This window comes from Clostridioides sp. ZZV14-6387, assembly GCF_020657835.1.
GTDB lineage: Bacteria > Bacillota > Clostridia > Peptostreptococcales > Peptostreptococcaceae > Clostridioides > Clostridioides difficile_A.
Genome location: NZ_JAGWCW010000016.1, coordinates 57,868 through 73,129, shown reverse-complemented (window position 1 = coordinate 73,129; position 15,262 = coordinate 57,868). Strand labels below are relative to the sequence as shown.

Here is a 15,262-nt window from a genome sequence, read left to right as displayed (position 1 = left end):
TTTTATTTTAATTTATATCATTTTTATTAATAGACATTATTAAATTTCTATTTCTTTGTATATCTTTAGACCATTTTCTTTCATTATGTCTAAGATTATACCTGCTGTTTCTTCTATTGCCTTATTTGAAACATTTATTACTGGGCATCCTATTTTTTTCATTATTTCTTCTGAATAATCTAATTCCTGAAGTATTCTTTCTAGATTAGCATAGTTGGCTTTACTAGATAGACCTAAAGCTTTTAATCTTTGAGTTCTTATTTCATTAAGCTTTTCAGGTGAATTAGTAAGACCTATTATCTTCTTAGTATTTATCTCAAATACCTCTTTAGGAATTGGTATTTCTGGAACTAATGGAACATTAGCTACTTTTATATTTTTATTAGCCAAATACATACTCAAAGGAGTTTTAGATGTTCTTGAGATTCCCACTAAAATTATGTCTGCTTGAAGAACACCTCTAGGGTCTTTTCCATCATCATATTTTACTGCAAACTCTATAGCTTCAACTCTCTTAAAATAAGATTCATCTAATTTTCTAATTATACCAGCTTCTCTTTTAGGTTTTCTTCCTGTTCTCTTGCTTATTTCTCTTAAGATATCTGTCATAAGGTCTATACAACTAAGACCTTCTCTCTCACAATATCTTTCAACAATACTGCATAACTCTTCATCAACTAATGTATATACAATCAAAGCGTTTTCAGCTTTCGCATTCTCCAATGTTTCAAGTAGTACTCCTTTATTAATCATGTATGGGAATCGTTTTATTTCATAAGTTTCATTTACATAAAACTGAGACATACATGCTTTTGCAACTTGTTGTGCAGTCTCCCCTACTGAATCTGATACTGCATATATAATTAGGTTTTTCACCAGCATACCTCCTTAATTGTCAACTATTTCTAAGAATAGCTTAGTTATGTTGGTTTTTGATATTCTCCCAACAACTCTCATATGATTTTTGTCTTCTCCCTTATATTCAACAATTGGAATCGAATCTACTTCATGTTCTATTATTTTTCTTGAAGCTAATAAAACACTTGCTCCTTTAGTTAAAGTAACTACATTTGGAGTTCTTGTCATTATCATGCCTATTGGCATCTTATTTATATCAGAACCTCCTATTGTTGCTTTTAGCAAGTCTTTTCTGGAGACAACTCCACATAACTCTTCATTTTCATCTATAATAACTATACTCCCTACATCAGATAAAAACATAGTGACTATTACATCATATATACTTTCGTCCTTCTTAGCTAGTACAGGCATGCTCATTATATCTTCTACTGATTTTTCTTTTATACTTTTACCAATTAAATTAATTTCACTAACTCCTGAATAAAAATATCCAACTTTTGGTCTTGCGTCTAGTATTCCTGTCATTGTCAATATAGCTAAATCAGATCTAAGTGTAGCACGAGTCACATTCAAGCTGGAGGCAATACTTTCACTCGTTATTGGTTCATTTTCCTTAACTATATCTATAATTTTTAGTTGTCTTTCATTAAGCTGAATAATAATCACCTTCTTTCATTGTGCTATACTTTTTATCTTTTCGCATCTTATATAGTATATTATATAACTATATATACCATTCTGTAAACAGATTTTTTATTGAATACGATATATTTTTTTACTAAGTCCTCTTGCTTAAAGATATTTATTATATATTAATGGGGGATATTTCTTTAATTAATAGAACTATATTAGTATTACAGTTAATATTATAATACATAATTGGTCATTTTAATTCATTTTATATTAAAATTTTTAATTATATTATTTAAAATATGAATATAAAGTTGCAAAATTAATTTGAATTAAATATACTATTGAGATTTTCAATTATAAATGACCTATAATATATTTACATACGAAATATCCTACCAAAAATATACATAAATTTAAAAGGGCTGATTTAAAAATAACCATCACCCCTTTTGAATAGTATCTATATTATATTATAACCAAATCTTACCCAAATATTTTTTCTTGTAATTGTCTTAAATGATATAAAGTAGTATCTTTTTCTATCTCAACCATATCATAAGTTATAACTTCACCTTTTTTAATATCTTTAACTACTTTAGTCTTTTTGCTAACTAGACCAATAGGAACAGCATTCATAGCTTTTGCAACATCGTACTTTTCTATAGTACCATAGCATGTATATGCACCATATCCATCCATATACTCACCTTTTTTCAAATCTTTCTTAGCTATAGTCATAACTTCTGCAACTAGTCCATTTTTAGGTACTATTGTAGCCTTATGCTCTAAAACTGCCATAGCTGCTGATAAAGGAGTCTCTAAACTACACAAATGATATGGTCTATATAATATGTAATTAGGTCCATCACCCATACTTAAATATTTTAATTCATCATTAACAGCTTTTAATTTATGAGCAACCACTACGAATACTCCAGGTGCTATACCATTTACAAAATCAACTACACCATAATTATCTAATACTCCACCTTCACTTTTTAATGCATACTTTTTAGGTACTTCATTCACTGTAGCTTCAATACCATGACCACCTCTTACATCAGGTACAAATCCAGTTGCATTACACATTAAAGCCATTTCTACCATTGTTTTAGTTCCTTCTTTAAAAGAAGCTATCATATGAGGTGAAGCTCCTTTTCTTTCTGCTTCTTCTCTAACAGTATCAGGATTACAATCTAAATCTAATTTATTATTTTTACCTTTTCCTATAACTCTAACTTCAAATCCCATTGCATCTGCAAAATCGAACAATTCCATTACAGCTCCTGGCTCATCCCCTGCAGAACCTGTAAAGATTACTCCAGCATCATCTGCTAATTTTTTAAGTATTGGTCCAACAACACAATCAGTCTCAGCATTTAACATTACTATGTGTTTTTTATTTAAGATAGCATTTAGTGCTATTTCTGCTCCAATTGCAATACCACCAGTTGCATCTATAACTACATCTATTGACTTAGTCTTACAAGCTACAAGAAAATCATTACAAGTCAATACTTTTCCTTCTTGTAATTTTAGTTCTGCATCATTTTCATTTGTTACATTATCTATAACTGCTTCATCTATTCCTGCATCAGTAAATGCCTTATGAGCTAATTCTAAATTTATATCTACAACAATAGAAGCCTCAATACCTTTCATATTTGCCATTTGGCTTACCATTCCATTTCCCATATGACCAGCACCTATAAGAGCTACTTTTATTTTCTTACCTTCTTCTTCCAACTTTGCAAGTTTTCTGTTTAAATCTAACATATCCATTCCTCCTGTTATAATAATTTTATTTTTCAAATTAAGAAATAGTTATTAAATCTCCAATAGTTACATTTGGATTTCCTATTTCTACATGTATTTCTCCTGGTAAATTTACTTCACATTCCCCATCAAATTTGATTGTACAATGACCAATTTCTCTAAGAGTCTTTTGAGCAATGTCTCCAACTGAAACTATACAATAATCTCTATTTCCTATTGTAAGTGTATCTCCTATTTCAACATCACTTTTTAATGTTGATATTGAATGAATTACAGATATATCCTTTAAGTCTTCATCATTGATGGTTTCATCATATATGATAAGACAATTACTTTCATCCATTAACTCTTTAACTAAACTGCCTATCCCACTTATCTTAACTTCATATTTCATGACATTCCTCCTGATAATTTATATTTATATTAAGTTAATTAAAAGAAACATTTATTTTTTCTTTTATAAATTTTATAGCTTGTACAATACTTTCTTCATCTTTAAATCTTTGCTCTGCACTATATATGTCTAATCCTTCTATTTCTTCAATCTCTTTAAACTTAGCCATTACTGTGCGTCCTTTCAAAATTTCCCCAAACCTTATAAAACCATCTGAATCTGAAGATATAATAGCTATACTTCCTTTAGAAAAATAACTTTTCTTTTTTCCTGTAGATACTATCTCCCCTTTTGTTTTAGCTCTATTTAAAGTTTTAAAATATAATTTATTCTGTTTCATTATAAATATAGTATTTAGAACATAAACAACAAATAAAATTACAAGTAGTTTCATATTTATACACCTTCCACAAATCACATTATTTTTTAATTCTGTACGATTCTACATAAGATTTTTGAGTAACACTTTTTTAAATTCTAAAAAACTTCTACATTTACTTATCTTATTTGTTAACTTTACATCTTGTCCTATCTTTAAAACTTCTTCATAAATTTTTACCAACAAGTCTGAATCCATTTGATTCTCACATGGAAACATGGTCATAAGTATTATTTTTATACTTCTATTTGCATATTGTATTGGTTCTTCTAAAATCCCAATTGCCATTAGAAATTTATCTGACTTTTCATTTACAGAATGGGGAAATAATAGACCTTTATCAAAAACTGTAGGAGATTTTTCTTCTCTATTAATTATGTTTTCTCTAAACTTATCATCAATACATCCTAAATCCATAAGATTGTCCATCATTTTTTCCAAAGACCCAAGTATCGTCTTTTCATTCAATATCATAAATTTATCTTCATCCAACAAATTATTTATTAATAAATTTGTAGAATTAGTGGTATCAATATTTCCTTCTCTTAAACACAATACTGTTTTTAATTGTTCTCTTAGTTTATTTTCATCAAATATTGTATTTATTTTCAACACTATTGTTCCTATATTTGATGTGTCTAAATCAATAGTTGTAAAAACTATATCGTATTCATCTAAGTTAATATTTCTCAAATTAAAACTTGAAAGAGTATCAATTTGTGGATTATTACCTATTAATTTTTCAACTCTTATTTTTAATAGCTTTGCTGTCCCTAGACCAGTACCACATATAATTGCTATTTTCTTTATTGAATAAAATCTACTGCTATTTCTTTCTAAATATCCACTAAAATGAATTGCTATATATCCAATCTCATCTTCTGAAACTTCTAAATTATATTTCTGCTCTATTACTCTTCCTGCTATTTGAGCTAATTTAAAAGGAAGTATATAGTTCTGTTTAATCTCTTCTAGCAATATATTCTTTAATTTTATATTAAATAATAGCCTATTTAGAGTAAAACTAAGATGATATCCTAGTCCTATCCTTAATTCATCCTCATTTATCAAAATACCCATATCAATATATATTTGGTTAAATATATTTTCCATCAACTCATCAATATTTTTATTAATTCTACTACTATTTAAAGCACACTCTGATGCTGGTGCATTTCCACTCACTAATGGTATAGTCAAATAAATAATTTCCTCATCATTTAAAACACATTCAAATCTTTTTGATAATATTTGTTTTATTTCCCTAGCAATAAGGTATTCATCATATGATTTGAGTAAATCAAACTTTGCATTATACTCTTTTACTCTATTTTTTTCTTTTACTCTATAAATTAAAACTACAATATAGTTAAGAACTTCTCTTAGCATTTCATCTGTAACATAAAAATTATTATTTTTGAACAAAGTCAATAATTCCTCTTCCAAACTTGTGAGTTCTTCTTTTTTAATGTCTTTAAAATATTTTGAATTATTTAAATCCTTTCTTGAGTTCTTATACAACTGATTTAATATAAGTAATCTAATATCAAGTTCATTTCCATGTAATTTCATCCCTGTATTCTGTTTTTTTATTAAGTTTAAATTATATGAAGCTAGAACTTTTTCTACATACTGGAAATCATTTACTAGAGTAGTTCTTCCTACACACATCTCATCTGCCAAACTATCAAGTGTAATAAATCCATCTAGTTCTATCAAATAATTTAGTATAAACTCTACTCTATCTTCCTTTGAGTTTAATGAGAATATATTTTTTCTATTCATATCAATAATCTTATTAAGTACTTTTTCATCTTTTATTTCCAGTTTATATCCTTGACCTTTTACATATTTAATTACTGCTATATCACTCCCTAAGTCTTTATTCAATTGTTTTATATATGTTCTTACACTTCTAGTTGTAACATTTAGTTCATTTGCTATTGAATTGATACTTACAAACTCTTTTTTACTACATATAATCAATATTTTAAATATCTTGCGGTCAATAGAAGGAATTTTCTCAGTTACATTCATTTTGTATCTCCTCCTTGATTTCATTCTAGTACAAACTTGAAACCAAATTAATACATAAAATTTCACTTTAATAGAGGAAAATTTAGTATTAATCTAAATCGATAATTACAGTTGATTAATAGTATAAAAGCTAGTCTTTCATTAACAAAACTCTTGACTAGCTTAAATTTATATTTTAAATTTTATTAATCAAATTTAAACCTAATACTGACATTAAATATTATCTTAAAGCAAATACCGCAACTCCATATGCAATAATAACAGATATTGGACCAGTTATTAAACGAGAATAAAATAGAGCTGGAACACCATATTCCACGGTTTCTGGTTCTGCTTCTCCCAAACTTAATCCTACTGGGACAAAATCGCATCCAGCTTGTCCATTTATTGCAAATAAAGCAGGAAGTGCTAAGTATGCTGGTATTGCTCCAAGACCAATTTGAGTACCTACAAGAGTTCCTACTACTTGTGCTATAACTGCACCAGGCCCTAATATTGGTGATAAGAATGGAAGTGTACAAATTATTGATATAATCAATAACCCACCAATATTACCAGCAAGTGGAGATATTACCTTTGCAATCCAATCTCCCAACCCAGATGCTAAAATAATTCCCATAAGCATACTTACGAATGCCATAAATGGTATTACATTATTCATTATCATTTGGATAGTATCTCTACCAGCATCATAAAACTTTGAAACTACTTTTCCTGCGCCTTGGCCAATAGAAAGTATTATGTTCTTTTTAGCATATTCACCTTGTGCTTTTGATTTTACTTCATCATAATTATCAGGCTTTCTAATGGAACTCTTATTTTCACTTTTATTTTCTTGAGCTTTTTGTGGCATATCTTCTCCATCTACAACACTTATACAATTAGGGTTAACATCTGATACATAATATTCCTCTGTTATAAATTTTGCTAGAGGACCTGTTTTTCCAACTGGATTTACATTAATTGTTGGTATTTTTTTCTTTGGATATACTCCACATCTAGCAGTTCCACCACAATCAATAATAACTACTGCCACTTCTTCATCAGAAACACCAGTTTTAAATCCATCTACAATCTCACAACCCAGTAGTTCTTTTATTTTTAATGTTACTTCATGGATACCACCAGCAGTCATTGATAAGATTTTATTTCTATTGCCTTCTTTTTTTATATATAAAGGTCCTCCCCAACCTGAACTTCCTTTTTCTATTTTTAATATCTTGTTTTCATCCATTTTAACTACCTCCTAAGCTTTATTTGCTACTTTATTTTTTCTTGTTAAAAAAGCATACATTTTTTCTGTTATTATACCTCTTATAAAAATCACGATTAAACCAACTATAAAATACCATAATGCTAATGTAGTAGTTTCTTTACCTAAAGTAGTTAAACCAGCTGATATTCCTAACCATACAAAAAGTTCTCCTGCATTTGCATGTGGAAAAAGACCTGTAATTGGATGTACAAATGAAACTGCTGCATCATAAAATCCTGCTTTATGTTCTTCTTTTAAAAATCTACCAAATGTATAACACATAGGATTTCCTAAGAAAAACACTGATACTAATGGAAGTAAAATATATCTTGTAAAAGAATTCCTTCCAAGCTTAGAAGCCCAATTATTAACTCTTTCCTCACCAATTATTTTAATCAAAGAGTTAATAGCTACCATTAACACGATTAGCGTTGGAAGAGTTCCTGAAACAAGACCTACAAATTGTTCTCCTCCCTTCTGAAACAAACCAATAAACCACTCTGCACCTTTACTTAGACCTGTAATAACGTTTTCCATAAAATTATAACCTCCCTATAATATCTTTAAATTTTTAATTTTATTACTCGCTATTAATTTTACAAATTACTTCTTTTTTCTGTACTATATGCTATTATTATAAATGTTTTTTATATTAATATCATTTTAATATAATACTTTTGATAAATAAATACATCTTTTTTCAATTTTATGAAGGAAAAAATTGTACTAATTAGAATTTTCAGAAATATACAAATCTTATTTCGACTATATTTTAAATTCTTCTTAAAAATTTAAGAACTTATTTTCATTTATTTTATTATTAATACTATCTAAATCTTATAGAAATAAAAAAATAGATGCTTTATGATAAGCATCTATCCTTTAATTAAATTATTTTTTAGTTTTTTTATAGATTATTTTATAGGTATATAAATATCAATTTGTGAATCCATATTATCAGGACCTAAAAATCGTTCATCGTATACTTCAAAATCCTCTCTTATATCAATTTCGTCTTTTGAACTTAAAAACCAAGTGCCCCATATATATTCATAAGTTTTATCTAAACTTTCCAAGCTACCAATATGAGTAAATACAGCATACTTTCCTCCTGTAATAGTTTTTGAAACAAATGAATCTGGAATATACTCATAACTGCTAACTTCAAACCCTATTATCTCATTAAATTCCATATTTTCACTAACTAGATGTATTTTAGATGTTGCATCACAAATTCCAAAAGCTCTCCTTGATGGTAAAGTATTTGGAACAATATGATGCACTTTCTTAAACTTTTCCCACAAATTAGGTAATGAGTTATTTTCTAGTATCACATTATCTCTTATACCAATTACCATTATTTCATCTATTTCTTTTATAACTGGTTTAATCGTTATATTCTCCATAAGATGCTTCATAAAATCTAATTCTAATTTTTTCTTTTTACCAACAAATACATCTATTCTATTTTTTCTATATTCCATAGGGCTAACTTTATATATAGATTTAAATGCTCTGCTAAATGCTTCTGAGGATTCAAAACCACTATCAATAGCTATATCTATTATCTTTTTTTCACTGTATAAAAGTTCTTTTGTGCTATTGACCAAACGTCTTTTTTTTATGTAGCTTCCTACACTTTCACCAAACATAGACTTGAATAGGCGTGTCAAATGATAATAAGAATATCCTGATTCTTTTGCCACATCATTTACGGTTATATTTTCTTTTAGATTATTCTCAATATATACTACAGCTTTTTCAAAATACTTTAAGTAGTCCAATATGACACCTCCTCAAATCAGAGATTCTTATAACTTGTAAATATACATATCTAAATTAATACTATTTTGTTAATATACTAAAATATAACAAATAATTCAATACCATGTTATATAAAGACTATAAATTTTCATTATATCTACTAGGATTTAAAATATAATATACTATTTATATATCCTACATTACATATAAAACCTATCCAAAATCATCAGTTTTATTATCAAGCTTCATCATATTCTAATTTATTCTTGTACTGTAATTTTAATTGTTTTTGAAAGTGTCTCAATATAATCTTCACCTGATATAGCAACACATAAAATCAGCTTCTTCATATTATTTGCCCTCTCTTTGGTATATTAAAGGTATTTTTTACTCAATCAATTCAAAAAAATCAGAAGGTGCTTTTTCAATATCTATATTTATTAACTGTGTTGTAGATTTAATATTGTCATTCAGATAGTATTTATTCCATATATTACTTTCTAGTCCACCCCATAATATGTTAAACGTTCCTGTATTTAAGTCCATAACTATACTTTTTAAAGTTCCAAAAAAATCGTTATAATAATTACAAGATAATCCATATGGATATTTTAAGGATAAGAAATTCATTAAATCCTTCTCACTAATTTTTTTAGAATTATCTACGTATTCTTTAATTAAATTATATCTATGAATAGAATTATTCATAGACTGTGGTTCTAATTTATGAAGTTTATCAATATGAATATGATTTGTAGAGTGAAGAAAATATTCTCTCTTATTTCCAAATTCATTTATTTTCTTTATCTCTTTTTTTCCATCTAGAGTTTCTACAAGTACCATATTTCCAGACTTATCTGCAAGTAATAGATTAATGTTATATGCAATAGGCATATCTTCTATATATCCTAATGCCTCCTCTACATCTTTGCAATTTTCTAATAAATATCTAATAACAGCCCAAAACTGTAAACCTACAATTTTAGGTTTTCTCATACCTTCTTGAGCTCCTACAGGATAACCACAAGATGTTTGACTTACACCCAAACCACACTCATTCATACCTTCAGTTCTTCCAAACTGCATTACTGTAGTTCCAATGTGTGCATATTTACCAACCACCTTAGTTTTACATAAAGCAAAATCTTCCATATGGTGTGAGAAATCAAAATTACGAGCAAAGAGAACATGCCCATTTTCAGTTAATTCTGGTGTTAAAGCAACTTGACTGCAACCTGGTCTAAGATAGGTCATAGTATAGTATAAAAGTTGACTACTATCTACTTGAATAGCATCAGCAAAACCTTGTAATTCTTCATTAAGTCCTGGGCAATATTTGTCAAATAACTCTACCACATAGTTTTCTTCTTCTTTAGTTACAACATTAGATTTATTAGTTTGTTCACATATCAACTCTGGTATATTTACAATTGATTTTCCTAACTCATATCCTATTTCATGGTTTGTGCCACATAATTCGTAAGTTCTTACTTTTAAAGTCTCCATATTATTTCCTCCTATATATCTCGTGTACTTGATTTTATCATTAGGGCTACAACCTTTCATGATATTTTTTGCTATAATAAGTTTGCAAATCTAAAAAATCTAATATGTACTAGATTTATATAGGATTATTTAAGTGCCTATTATATAAATTAAGTGTCCAAACTTAAATATTACTTTTGTTCATGCATATTTATTCTTTTAAGCCATGAAATAATTTTTTCTTCTGCACCATTTCCTCCATTTCCATAAATATCAAATATCTCTAAAACCTTTGAATTAGGACATAATTTTTTTATATCTTTATCAGTATGACCTTTTCCACCACCTCCATGAGTAATAAAAGGTATAATATTTTTTCCACTTAAATTATTCTGGTTAAGTAAAGTTGCTATAGGTGGTGCAATTGTACTCCACCAATTTGGTGTCCCTAAAAAAATAGTATCATAATCACTTAAATCATATGATATTTTTTTAATACTAGGCATAATCCCCTTCTGTATCTCTTGTTGAGCTTGTTTCACTAGTGCATTATAATCCTTTGTGTATGGTGTTTCTGTAAATATCTCTTGTATATCAGCCAATGTATACTTTTGAATAATTTCTGCAATTCTTTTAGTGTTTGACGAACTTGAAAAGTATAATACAATATTTTTTTTACTCATATCTATTCCCCCTTGTTTTTCAATGTCATACATTTAGCAACTGTATTTCCTGTTTTTAAATATGTATAACCAGGCATTTCAAATAAAATTGGTTTTAGTTTTTCATAATCAATTTTGCTTTCTTCATTTAAAATTTCTTCATCTGCATATGTGTGGCTTATTTTTAATATAAAACTTTCAAATCCCTTTGTTTCATAAATATCATCCACATAACATTCCATGTTTAGTTTTGATTCTTTTATTAGTGGAGCTCCTTCATCACCTATTTCGTATTCAAATACTTTTGATTTATCGATTTTACTTCCACTTACACAACCAACATAATCTGCTTTTGACAACATAGACTCATCTACAACATTTATGGAGAGTACTTTACTTTCTCTAATTCCTTTATTTGTATAATGTGATTTTGCTAAACTTATCATAATATGGTCATGCCCAATAATACCTAAATGTCCTACTAACATCCAGTTAGGGCTTTCATCAATTACTACTCCAACAACTACCAATGGTGTAGGATATAATCCTATTATAGAACCTAAATCCTTTTTCATATATAATTACCTCTTTTCTTTTATTTTCTTATATTGTATTCCCTTAACCAAACTTAAGGTCAAATATTATTTTTTATATTCGTGCTTTTCTTTCCATTCCCTAACCATTTTTTGTGTTACAGGGTCACATAGGTTATAGTAATTTTCAATTTTATACTCAACAACATCTAAACATTCTCGAAGTTTATTAATCTGTGTAGTCAAATCTTCCTTTACTTCTACCAATATTTCTCTACGTACTTCTTTTGTATCATCATCAGAACATGCAAGTCGTACATATTCAATAATAGCTTCTAAAGAAGCTCCTGCTTTCTTAAACTTCATAACAAACTCAATCCAGTGAATAGCACGTTCATCATAATCACGAATTCCAGACTTATTTTTAGGAATAGGTGGTATTAATCCTATCCTTTCATAATAACGTAAATTATCTACTGATATTCCAGTACGTTTTGAAGCTTCTTTAATTGTCATAAGCATCACACTCCTTATAAGTATCTTTTTTTAATATACAACCTTAAGTTAACTTCAAGTCAAGCCTTTTTTAAAACTTTTTTACAAATTGGAAAATTAAATTAAAAAGGTGAACTACACAGAGTTCACCTTTTGTTTTAGAAACTATATTTAAATGTAATTTACTATATTATAAATAATTTAATTTAATATGTTTAATCATAATATATATTAGTTTAAAACTATATAAATATATTTTTAACTTTTTAAAAAGGACCTAAATTAATCTGCACTGCAATCATCAAAAATATAAACCCTAAAGCTAACTCCATAAGTATTATCTTTGATGCAAATTTAAACCATCTTGTATAAGGCACATGAGCAATAGATATTCCAGCCATAAGAACTCCAAGTGTTGGAACTATTCCATTTGCAAATCCATCACCCATTTGGTAAGCTAACACTGCAACCTGTCTAGGTATACCTATAACATCTGCAAGTGGAGCCATAAGGGGCATTGTTACCATAGCTTGACCAGTGCCTGAAGGTATAAAGAAATTGATTACAGACTGCATAATCATCATTACTCCACCGCTAAAAATTCTAGGAACATAATTCAACACCAATGACAATCCATGAACTATTGAATCTAAAATTACTCCCTGTTCTAATATAACTACTATACTAGATGCAAATCCTATCAAAATAGCTGGATAGACCATTTCTTGCATACCTTTCACGAATCCAGAAGCAATTTTATTTGGACTCATTCCATATACTACTCCACATAAGATTCCTAAAGCAAAGAAATAAGCTGATAAGTCTGACATACTCAAAGAAAATTTTACAATCAATATCATCAAAGCAAGTATACCACCAAAGAATGTAACTAATACTCTTATATTTCCAGCAGACAATTTTTCTTTAATGGAAGACTTATCTAATTGCCAATGACTATAATCAATATCTGCTACTAAACTTTTGCTTGGGTCTTTTTTTATTTTTTTACAATAAAAAATTATGTATGTTGAAAGTAAAATCATGGTGCAAATCCAAAATATCCATCTAAACCACATTCCTGAAAAAAGTGGCAATCCAGAAATACCTTGCGCCAATCCTACAGTAAAAGGATTAATAGTAGCCGAACCATAACCCGATGCAAGCCCTAGAAGTAAAATACCTGCAGCAACTAAAGCATCATACCCTAAAGCAATACACAGAGTCATTAATATAGGCAAGAATGCAATACATTCTTCATACATACCTACCACTCCACCAGCTAAACCAAAAGTCAATACTAAGCAGGTAATTATAATCTCGCCTTTTTTGCTTCCTTGACTTTTAGAAATAACTCTTCCAATTAAAGCATCTAGTGAGCCAGTAGAATTTACTATACCAAATGCACCTCCAATAATAAGCACAAAGAAAACTGTTACAGAATTTTTCCCAAGCCCACTTGGTATAGCTCTAAATACATCCATTATACTGACTGGATGTTGTTCTCCATATTTAAAACTTCCTGCTTGCACAAGCATATTTCCAGTAGTTAAATCTTCAACTCTATTATATGTTCCAGAAGGAACAATATAGGTCATTATAGCTGCAAATATTATGAGACCTATCATCAAAACATATGCATCTGGGAATGATAATTTTCTCTTTTTGCCTTCAGTTTTATTAGTCATAGCAAAATCCCCTTTATCTAAAGTCTACTCTTCTTTCATCTTTTTAATTAAGTCTGGGTTTTCAAATAAACTAAAGCCTGTTAAAGCTAATATCTTTATACCATCAATCACTCTGTTTTTTGCATATGGATTCATAGAAGCTTTCAAAAATTCCTTTGTATGTAGCTCTTCACAATTTTCTGAGAATTTCATTAAAGGGTGTATACATGGTATCATTTGACTTAGATTTCCCATATCTGTTGAACCTAATAATACTTGTTCATCGTCATTATATATACCAAACTCCTCCATAATATTTGTAAAGATACCTGTTAAAACCTTGTTTGCATTTAAGCCTTGGCAAGTTGGCTCAAAATGGTAAAACTCAAGTTCACAGCCAGTAGCTATTGCAGCTCCTCTAGCACAATTTTTTACTTTTTCAACTACCTCATCAAAGTAGTCTTGCTCTTTTGCTCGTATTTCTAGTCTTACTTTTCCCATGTCAGGTATTACATTTGCAGCAGTTCCTGCTTCTAGTATGATACCATGTATTCTAGTTCCATCTACCAATTGTTGTCTCAATGCATTCACATTATTATATAATAATACTACTGCATCCAAAGCATTTATTCCATTATATGGCTTAGCTCCTGCATGAGATGCTTTTCCAGTAAATATGAAATCTAATCCCCCTATTGCTATAATTTCTGGCGTTACACATGTTTTTGAATTTGGATGTATCATCATTGCTGCATCATATCCATCAAATACTCCATGTTCTATTAAGTAAGGTTTTCCATCTCCAGTTTCTTCAGCTGGTGTCCCAATTATACTTACCTCTCCTTTGTAAGTATCTAGTATACTTGCAAGAGCTAATCCAGCTCCAACTCCCATGGAAGCTATCAAATGATGGCCACATGCATGACCATTGCCTGGAAGAGCATCGTATTCTGCTATAAATGCTATTCTTGGACCATCGCCATTTTTCTTAGTTGCTTTGAAAGCTGTTGCCATACCTGCCAAGTTTTCCTCAACCTCAAAACCTTCTTCTCTTAGAAATTCTGCTATTTTTTTAGCAGACTTGTATTCTTGTAAGGCAATCTCTGGCTCATCATATAAAGATTGACATAGACCTAAAATTTTTTCTTTCTTTAAATCCGCCACTTGTGTTATTTTTTCCTTCATATCAATCTTACCTCCCACTAAATTTATTTATTAATTCTTTTATCCTATTATAAACTTTGATTTACTATATTGAACTTATAATCTATCTGCAGTAACAATATTATTAGATTTCTTATAAAATTTAGTGATAATGTTACTG

The 15,262-nt window shown here is 28.8% G+C and carries 15 protein-coding genes; all 15 read right to left on the bottom strand.

Annotated features, from left to right (window positions below; translation table 11 throughout):
• Window positions 1-39: 39 nt before the first annotated feature.
• The gene (locus tag KGF38_RS11650; protein WP_044213707.1) at window positions 40-882 is read right to left on the bottom strand and encodes a pyruvate, water dikinase regulatory protein; all 843 of its coding nucleotides are present in this window, start codon (window positions 880-882) and stop codon (window positions 40-42) included.
• A 6-nt stretch (window positions 883-888) separates the two neighbouring features.
• Window positions 889-1,527 (bottom strand): helix-turn-helix transcriptional regulator, encoded by a 639-nt coding sequence (locus tag KGF38_RS11645; RefSeq protein ID WP_054271019.1) that lies wholly within the window; start codon window positions 1,525-1,527, stop codon window positions 889-891.
• Window positions 1,528-1,977: 450 nt separating this feature from the next.
• Window positions 1,978-3,270, bottom strand: coding sequence for an NAD(P)H-dependent oxidoreductase (locus tag KGF38_RS11640; protein WP_054271020.1), 1,293 nt, complete (start codon window positions 3,268-3,270; stop codon window positions 1,978-1,980).
• Window positions 3,271-3,307: 37 nt separating this feature from the next.
• Window positions 3,308-3,664, bottom strand: a complete 357-nt coding sequence (locus tag KGF38_RS11635; protein WP_054271021.1) for a PTS glucitol/sorbitol transporter subunit IIA — start codon at window positions 3,662-3,664, stop codon at window positions 3,308-3,310.
• A 34-nt stretch (window positions 3,665-3,698) separates the two neighbouring features.
• Window positions 3,699-4,058, bottom strand: a complete 360-nt coding sequence (locus KGF38_RS11630) for a transcriptional regulator GutM (RefSeq protein WP_054277165.1) — start codon at window positions 4,056-4,058, stop codon at window positions 3,699-3,701.
• Between the two features lie 48 nt (window positions 4,059-4,106).
• Window positions 4,107-6,080 carry a BglG family transcription antiterminator gene (locus KGF38_RS11625; RefSeq protein ID WP_054271023.1) on the bottom strand — a complete coding sequence of 658 codons (1,974 nt, stop codon included), beginning with the start codon at window positions 6,078-6,080 and terminating at the stop codon, window positions 4,107-4,109.
• A 220-nt stretch (window positions 6,081-6,300) separates the two neighbouring features.
• Window positions 6,301-7,314, bottom strand: a complete 1,014-nt coding sequence (locus tag KGF38_RS11620; RefSeq protein WP_054271024.1) for a PTS glucitol/sorbitol transporter subunit IIB — start codon at window positions 7,312-7,314, stop codon at window positions 6,301-6,303.
• 12 nt (window positions 7,315-7,326) lie between these two features.
• Entirely contained in the window at window positions 7,327-7,872 is a 546-nt protein-coding gene (locus tag KGF38_RS11615) for a PTS glucitol/sorbitol transporter subunit IIC (RefSeq protein WP_054271025.1), read from the bottom strand.
• A 377-nt stretch (window positions 7,873-8,249) separates the two neighbouring features.
• Window positions 8,250-9,119 carry an AraC family transcriptional regulator gene (locus KGF38_RS11610; protein ID WP_227832388.1) on the bottom strand — a complete coding sequence of 290 codons (870 nt, stop codon included), beginning with the start codon at window positions 9,117-9,119 and terminating at the stop codon, window positions 8,250-8,252.
• Window positions 9,120-9,486: 367 nt separating this feature from the next.
• On the bottom strand, window positions 9,487-10,605 hold the full coding sequence (locus KGF38_RS11605) for a C45 family peptidase (protein ID WP_227832386.1): 1,119 nt from the start codon (window positions 10,603-10,605) through the stop codon (window positions 9,487-9,489).
• A 170-nt stretch (window positions 10,606-10,775) separates the two neighbouring features.
• Window positions 10,776-11,267, bottom strand: a complete 492-nt coding sequence (locus tag KGF38_RS11600) for a flavodoxin (RefSeq protein ID WP_227832384.1) — start codon at window positions 11,265-11,267, stop codon at window positions 10,776-10,778.
• A 2-nt stretch (window positions 11,268-11,269) separates the two neighbouring features.
• The gene (locus KGF38_RS11595) at window positions 11,270-11,821 is read right to left on the bottom strand and encodes a flavin reductase family protein (protein WP_219672993.1); all 552 of its coding nucleotides are present in this window, start codon (window positions 11,819-11,821) and stop codon (window positions 11,270-11,272) included.
• A 66-nt stretch (window positions 11,822-11,887) separates the two neighbouring features.
• Window positions 11,888-12,295 (bottom strand): MerR family transcriptional regulator, encoded by a 408-nt coding sequence (locus tag KGF38_RS11590; protein WP_054271031.1) that lies wholly within the window; start codon window positions 12,293-12,295, stop codon window positions 11,888-11,890.
• A 245-nt stretch (window positions 12,296-12,540) separates the two neighbouring features.
• Window positions 12,541-13,959, bottom strand: a complete 1,419-nt coding sequence (locus KGF38_RS11585; RefSeq protein ID WP_054271032.1) for a YfcC family protein — start codon at window positions 13,957-13,959, stop codon at window positions 12,541-12,543.
• Window positions 13,960-13,983: 24 nt separating this feature from the next.
• On the bottom strand, window positions 13,984-15,123 hold the full coding sequence (locus tag KGF38_RS11580) for a M20 family metallopeptidase (protein WP_219672996.1): 1,140 nt from the start codon (window positions 15,121-15,123) through the stop codon (window positions 13,984-13,986).
• Window positions 15,124-15,262: the final 139 nt, after the last annotated feature.

What these genes read in the sequence shown, in the direction of transcription:
- KGF38_RS11650 (WP_044213707.1), bottom strand. Translation starts at nt 882, where the DNA reads ATGCTGGTGAAAAACCTAATTATATATGCAGTATCAGATTCAGTAGGG.
- KGF38_RS11625 (WP_054271023.1), bottom strand. Translation starts at nt 6,080, where the DNA reads ATGAATGTAACTGAGAAAATTCCTTCTATTGACCGCAAGATATTTAAA.
- KGF38_RS11640 (WP_054271020.1), bottom strand. Translation starts at nt 3,270, where the DNA reads ATGTTAGATTTAAACAGAAAACTTGCAAAGTTGGAAGAAGAAGGTAAG.
- KGF38_RS11585 (WP_054271032.1), bottom strand. Translation starts at nt 13,959, where the DNA reads ATGACTAATAAAACTGAAGGCAAAAAGAGAAAATTATCATTCCCAGAT.
- KGF38_RS11590 (WP_054271031.1), bottom strand. Translation starts at nt 12,295, where the DNA reads ATGACAATTAAAGAAGCTTCAAAACGTACTGGAATATCAGTAGATAAT.
- KGF38_RS11605 (WP_227832386.1), bottom strand. Translation starts at nt 10,605, where the DNA reads ATGGAGACTTTAAAAGTAAGAACTTACGAATTATGTGGCACAAACCAT.
- KGF38_RS11600 (WP_227832384.1), bottom strand. Translation starts at nt 11,267, where the DNA reads ATGAGTAAAAAAAATATTGTATTATACTTTTCAAGTTCGTCAAACACT.
- KGF38_RS11630 (WP_054277165.1), bottom strand. Translation starts at nt 4,058, where the DNA reads ATGAAACTACTTGTAATTTTATTTGTTGTTTATGTTCTAAATACTATA.
- KGF38_RS11595 (WP_219672993.1), bottom strand. Translation starts at nt 11,821, where the DNA reads ATGAAAAAGGATTTAGGTTCTATAATAGGATTATATCCTACACCATTG.
- KGF38_RS11615 (WP_054271025.1), bottom strand. Translation starts at nt 7,872, where the DNA reads ATGGAAAACGTTATTACAGGTCTAAGTAAAGGTGCAGAGTGGTTTATT.
- KGF38_RS11635 (WP_054271021.1), bottom strand. Translation starts at nt 3,664, where the DNA reads ATGAAATATGAAGTTAAGATAAGTGGGATAGGCAGTTTAGTTAAAGAG.
- KGF38_RS11580 (WP_219672996.1), bottom strand. Translation starts at nt 15,123, where the DNA reads ATGAAGGAAAAAATAACACAAGTGGCGGATTTAAAGAAAGAAAAAATT.
- KGF38_RS11620 (WP_054271024.1), bottom strand. Translation starts at nt 7,314, where the DNA reads ATGGATGAAAACAAGATATTAAAAATAGAAAAAGGAAGTTCAGGTTGG.